The organism is Psychrobacter sp. Ps4 (genome assembly GCF_022129285.1).
Classification (GTDB): domain Bacteria; phylum Pseudomonadota; class Gammaproteobacteria; order Pseudomonadales; family Moraxellaceae; genus Psychrobacter; species Psychrobacter immobilis_A.
The window spans coordinates 1-5379 of the sequence record NZ_JADQAK010000037.1; the positions used below are offsets into that span (position 1 = coordinate 1).

Annotated in this window: 7 protein-coding genes; all 7 read left to right on the plus strand. The window is 42.3% G+C overall.

Annotated features, from left to right (window positions below; translation table 11 throughout):
• The first annotated feature begins 113 nt into the window (after positions 1–113).
• Positions 114–500 carry a flagellar motor switch protein FliN gene (fliN, locus tag I3252_RS14090; protein WP_065170156.1) on the plus strand — a complete coding sequence of 129 codons (387 nt, stop codon included), beginning with the start codon at positions 114–116 and terminating at the stop codon, positions 498–500.
• A complete protein-coding gene (fliO, locus tag I3252_RS14095; RefSeq protein ID WP_237029407.1) occupies positions 500–838 on the plus strand; it encodes a flagellar biosynthetic protein FliO in 339 nt (112 codons plus the stop codon). Before fliN ends, fliO begins: the two co-directional genes overlap by 1 nt.
• Positions 839–854: 16 nt before the next feature.
• Positions 855–1643, plus strand: coding sequence for a flagellar type III secretion system pore protein FliP (gene fliP, locus I3252_RS14100; RefSeq protein WP_225314523.1), 789 nt, complete (start codon positions 855–857; stop codon positions 1641–1643).
• A complete protein-coding gene (gene fliQ / locus I3252_RS14105) occupies positions 1640–1909 on the plus strand; it encodes a flagellar biosynthesis protein FliQ (protein ID WP_036764231.1) in 270 nt (89 codons plus the stop codon). The genes fliP and fliQ overlap by 4 nt, the downstream gene beginning before the upstream one ends.
• Before the next feature lie 57 nt (positions 1910–1966).
• Positions 1967–2704, plus strand: coding sequence for a flagellar biosynthetic protein FliR (gene fliR / locus I3252_RS14110; protein WP_238035661.1), 738 nt, complete (start codon positions 1967–1969; stop codon positions 2702–2704).
• 71 nt (positions 2705–2775) lie between these two features.
• Positions 2776–3906: a flagellar biosynthesis protein FlhB gene (flhB, locus tag I3252_RS14115; protein WP_238035662.1), complete on the plus strand. Its 1131-nt coding sequence runs from the start codon at positions 2776–2778 to the stop codon at positions 3904–3906.
• A gap of 247 nt (positions 3907–4153) precedes the next feature.
• A partial coding sequence (locus I3252_RS14120) for an FHIPEP family type III secretion protein (protein WP_238035663.1) occupies positions 4154–5379 on the plus strand: 1226 nt, incomplete at its 3' end.

Genomic DNA, 5379 nt, shown 5'->3' on the forward strand with positions numbered 1-5379 from the left:
GAAAAATTAAAGCGCCCGGATATGGTGAAGACTGAGTTAGCCTTTCTTGAGCGAGATGCATTAACTCGTACCTTAGCTGACGTGGCAGATAACGATTAATACTAGGATTTCTTATGTCTCAAAATGATCAACAAATGGCAGATGAATGGGCGGCAGCATTGGCAGAGCAAGAAGCTCAAGTGCAACCTGCACCTCTTGAAGAGTTAACCGATGACAGTGCGCCTGTTAGTGATGATGAGCGTCGTAAACTGGACTCTATTTTAGATATTCCCGTAACCATTTCGATGGAAGTAGGACGTACTCAAATCAGTATCCGTAATTTGCTACAGCTAAACCAAGGCTCAGTTGTTGAGTTGGATCGGATTGCGGGTGAATCGTTGGATGTGATGGTAAACGGCACATTGATCGCCCATGGTGAAGTGGTGGTGGTGAATGATAAATTCGGCATTCGCTTAACCGATGTGATCAGCCAAACTGAACGCATTAAGAAGTTACGCTAATGAATACGACCCCTGATCTTAATATTGCCACTACGCTAGCATCGTTATTATTGGTTATCGGCCTAATTTTCTTGCTAGCGTGGTTAGTGAAACGAATGCGAGTCACAGGCTTTAAAGGTCGTCAGCAAGAGTTACAAATTATCTCGCAACTGGCGGTTGGCACCAAAGAGCGAATCGCGTTAGTGCAAGTTGGGCAAGAACAGGTTCTCGTTGGTATTACCGCTCATAATATTTCACTGCTGACAAAGTTAGAGCACCCTGTCACCTTAGATAAGGCCACAGAGAGTGATTTTGCTAGTCAATTAAACGCATTTTTAAGTAAACATGATAAGTCGTAACATCGTAATAGTGCTGATGTTTGCACTTTTGGGTTTTTGCTCTTTTAACGCTCTTGCCAATACGTCGCCTGCAACAGCAGTTGATAGTTTAAGTCAAAGCGTCCCATTTTTAAGCACCCAAAAAGGCAGCACGGGAATACCTGCGGTTTCGGTAACCGTAAATCCAGATGGCAGTGAAGATTATTCGGTCACATTGCAGATTCTGGCTCTAATGACCGCTTTAGGTTTTTTGCCTGCCATTGTGATTTTAATGACATCCTTTACCCGCATTGTGGTGGTGATGTCGATTTTGCGTCAAGCGTTAGGTCTGCAACAAACACCATCTAATCAGGTGATTATTGGTATTGCTCTGTTTTTGACTTTCTTTGTGATGTCTCCTGTTTTGGATCGGATTAATGCTCAGGCGGTTCAGCCCTATATTAATGAGCAGATCACAGCGCCGCAGGCATTAGAGAAAGCCAAAGTGCCGATGAGAGAGTTTATGCTTAAACAGACGCGGGTTAAGGATCTTGAAACTTTCGTCAATATCTCAGGGGCAAAGGTTTCTGATCCGCAACAAGTGCCAATGACAGTTCTCATCCCTGCTTTTATTACGTCGGAATTAAAAACGGCATTTCAGATAGGTTTTATGCTGTTCTTGCCTTTCTTAGTTATTGATCTTGTAGTGGCGTCGGTATTGATGGCAATGGGTATGATGATGCTTTCACCTATGATTGTTTCATTGCCATTTAAGTTAATGCTATTTGTGTTGGTTGATGGTTGGAACCTGATTTTATCAACGCTCGCAGGGAGTTTTGCCGTATGACGCCAGAAGCTTTTGTCGATATATTTCAGCAAGCCCTCTACATGGTATTGATCATGGTTTGTGCCATTGTCATTCCTGGGCTTATTGTGGGCTTGGTCGTTGCGGTGTTTCAGGCGGCAACCTCGATTAACGAGCAGACATTAAGTTTTCTGCCTCGCTTAATTGCCACTTTGCTTGCGTTAATGTTTTTTGGTCATATGATGACTCGGATGTTGATGGATTATTTTCATCAGATCATCGAGCAGATACCGAACTTGTTGTATTAACCAAGGTTCGCTATGCACTACACCTCTGCAATTTTACTGGATTGGTTAGCCAACTATATGTGGGCGTTTATTCGTATCTCTTCTATGATGATGACGATGACGTTTTTTGGTGCGCGTTTTGTTTCAGCCAAGATTCGACTCTATTTGGCATTGACCATCACATTAGCTGTTGTGCCGGTATTACCCCAAGTTCCACAAGATATTGCTTTGCTTTCTTTGCATGGTTTCATTATTACCACCCAGCAGATTGTTATTGGCGCTGCCATTGGTCTAGTGACGCAATTTATTACTCAAACCTTTGTTTTACTAGGGCAGATTCTCGCTATGCAATCGAGCTTGGGTTTTGCTTCTATGGTTGATCCTGCAAACGGCCAAAATACTCCAGTTCTAGGTCAGCTTTATCTATTTTTAGCCATTATTTTATTTTTGATGACCAATGGCCATTTGGAGATGTTAGAGCTGATAGTAAAAAGTTTTACTACTTTGCCAATCGGAAAAGCCATGTTCAACGGGCAAGATTATTACCAACTGGCATTGTGGTTTGGTCATATGTTTAAGATGGCGTTAAGTATGGCTCTAGCGGGGATTATTGCGCTCTTAACCGTCAACCTCTCGTTTGGTGTTATGACGCGAGCGGCTCCACAATTAAATATTTTCTCATTAGGTTTCTCTTTTGCGCTGTTATTAGGTTTTGTGATCAGTTGGTTTGTAGTAATGGGGCTGCTTCCTCACTATGAGCAATATTGGCAGTTTGGCCTAGATAAGATGTGTGATTTGGTGCGATTAAATTGCTAGAGAATTAACGTTGAACTGTATTTATATATCGTTGGAATTGATGAGTATGACAAGAGTCGCTAAGGGGTATTATGGCCGATTCTGACGATCAAGAACGTACCGAAGACGCCACGCCCCGAAGGCGGCAACAGGCCCAAGAAAAAGGGCAGGTTCCGCGTTCTCGTGAATTGGCTTCGGTTGCCGTACTGATTGCTGGTGCGGTTGGGTTAATGTGGTTTGGTGGCTCGCTTGGTCAGGCGTTAGCTGCGGTAATGTCACGTCTATTTTCTTTGACCCGAGAAGAAGTGTTTGATCTCGGTGCAATGTCAACGGTGATTTCCGAGGTGATCTGGGGAATTGCAGCTCCTTTAACGCTCGTACTGGTGTTTCTTTTTGTGGCGGCCTTTATTGGCGCTGCCGGGTTAGGTGGAGTTCGCTTTTCTTCAGAAGCGGCGATGCCTAAATTATCAAAAATGAACCCGTTAAGTGGCTTTAAGCGCATGTTTGGGATGCAAAGCTGGGTTGAATTGATCAAATCCATTTTAAAAGTGGGACTGGTCTCAGGTGTTGCCTATTACTTGATGTATGACAGTTTGGATGATTTTTTCCAGTTAGCTCAAGAGAGTTATCCCAACAATATTTATCATGCGTTAAGTACCTTATTACATTTTATTTTGTTGATCAGTTGTTCGTTATTAGTGATTGTTGCGATAGATGTGCCATTTCAGATTTATCAATTTAATCAGCAATTAAAAATGACCAAGCAAGAAATTAAAGACGAATATAAAGAGACTGAAGGTAAGCCTGAAGTTAAAGGACGTATTCGAATGCTTCAACGTGAAATGGCTCAGCGTCGTATGATGGCTGATGTTCCTCAAGCGGATGTGATTATTACCAACCCAGAGCATTACTCTGTTGCCCTACGTTATGATCCAAAATTGGATAGTGCACCCGTAGTGATAGCAAAAGGGGTCGATCATACCGCCTTTAAAATTCGAGAAATTGCCAAAGAACATAATATTGATATTGTTCCTGTACCTCCGTTGGCGCGTGCGATTTATCATACTACTGAGCTAGAACAACAAATTCCTGACGGTCTATTTATTGCGGTAGCTCAGGTATTAGCTTATGTCTTCCAGTTAAAACAATATCGTCGAGGAAAAGGACAAAAACCGAAACTATCACCTGATTCTGAGCAGATCCCAACAGAACTTCGCCACTAAACATTTATAAAATAGAAGTAAATATAGAATAAGTTGCGATATACCTCACAAAAATAATTTCATTTAAGTTAGTTAAATATCAATAAGATAGCTGTCAAAATAGTGACGTAATTTCAGGCATGATTTTTGCTTTAAAATGGTTTTGTAGCGTTGAAGCAAAATCATAGCCAACAGGATTGCACTATGCCCTGTCTGCTGCGGTTCCCTTTGATTGGTTTTTCCCTTTTATTGTTATTTTATGTACTGAATGAAACTGTCCGTTCCGTTTACCAATAAGCTGCCATTTGATCGTTTGCAATCCATGCCCGCGATAGGTGCCCCTGTACTTGTGTTGGCAACCTTAGCGATGGTGGTATTGCCAATGCCGCCATTGCTATTGGATATGGCATTCACCTTTAATATCGCATTAGCACTTGTGGTGTTATTAGTCACTATTTACACCCGACGTCCATTGGATTTTGCCGCCTTTCCAACCGTCTTGTTGATTGCAACACTGCTTCGTTTGGCGCTTAACGTGGCTTCTACGCGAGTGGTTTTATTGCACGGTCATGAAGGCTCCGATGCGGCGGGTCAGGTTATTGATGCTTTTGGTTCGGTGGTGATTGGTGGTAACTACGCAGTCGGTTTGGTGGTCTTTGTTATTTTGATGATCATTAACTTTATGGTTGTCACTAAAGGTGCTGGCCGTATCTCAGAGGTGAGTGCTCGTTTTACCTTAGATGCGATGCCTGGTAAACAGATGGCGATCGATGCCGATTTAAATGCGGGATTAATCGACCAAGAACAAGCCCGAACGCGACGTGCGGAAGTGACCAAAGAAGCGGATTTTTACGGTTCAATGGATGGTGCTTCTAAGTTTGTAAAAGGGGATGCGATTGCCGGTATTTTGATTCTGTTTATTAACATTATTGGTGGTTTAATCATAGGTATGATGCAGCATCAATTAGGTTTTGCAGAAGCGGCATCTATCTACAGTTTGTTGACCATTGGTGATGGCTTAGTTGCTCAGATCCCATCGCTATTGCTTTCTATTGCTGCGGCAATGATGGTGACACGACAAAATACCGATGAAGATATGGGTAAAGCTCTGTATTTTCAGATGTTTAATAATCCACAAGCGTTAATGATCACCGGGGTCATTTTGTTTGTGATGGGTATTGTACCGGGGATGCCTCATATCCCATTTTTGTTATTGGCATTACTAATTGGTGCTGTCGCTTATTGGCGTATAACTAAAGAAAAACAAGCGGCAGAAAATAATCAATCGTCGTCCTCTTCGTTACCTGCTGAACTAACACCGCAACAAGCACCAAAAGAGCTGTCATGGGATGATGTACAACCGGTTGACATGATAGGTCTTGAAGTTGGCTATCGCTTAATTTCTATGGTGGATAAAGAACAAGGCGGTGAGTTGCTTGAACGTATTAAAGGGGTACGTAAAAAGCTTTCTCAAGACTTTGGTTTTTTAATTCC

What these genes read in the sequence shown, in the direction of transcription:
- fliN (WP_065170156.1), top strand. Translation starts at nt 114, where the DNA reads ATGTCTCAAAATGATCAACAAATGGCAGATGAATGGGCGGCAGCATTG.
- fliO (WP_237029407.1), top strand. Translation starts at nt 500, where the DNA reads ATGAATACGACCCCTGATCTTAATATTGCCACTACGCTAGCATCGTTA.
- fliP (WP_225314523.1), top strand. Translation starts at nt 855, where the DNA reads ATGTTTGCACTTTTGGGTTTTTGCTCTTTTAACGCTCTTGCCAATACG.
- fliQ (WP_036764231.1), top strand. Translation starts at nt 1,640, where the DNA reads ATGACGCCAGAAGCTTTTGTCGATATATTTCAGCAAGCCCTCTACATG.
- fliR (WP_238035661.1), top strand. Translation starts at nt 1,967, where the DNA reads ATGTGGGCGTTTATTCGTATCTCTTCTATGATGATGACGATGACGTTT.
- flhB (WP_238035662.1), top strand. Translation starts at nt 2,776, where the DNA reads ATGGCCGATTCTGACGATCAAGAACGTACCGAAGACGCCACGCCCCGA.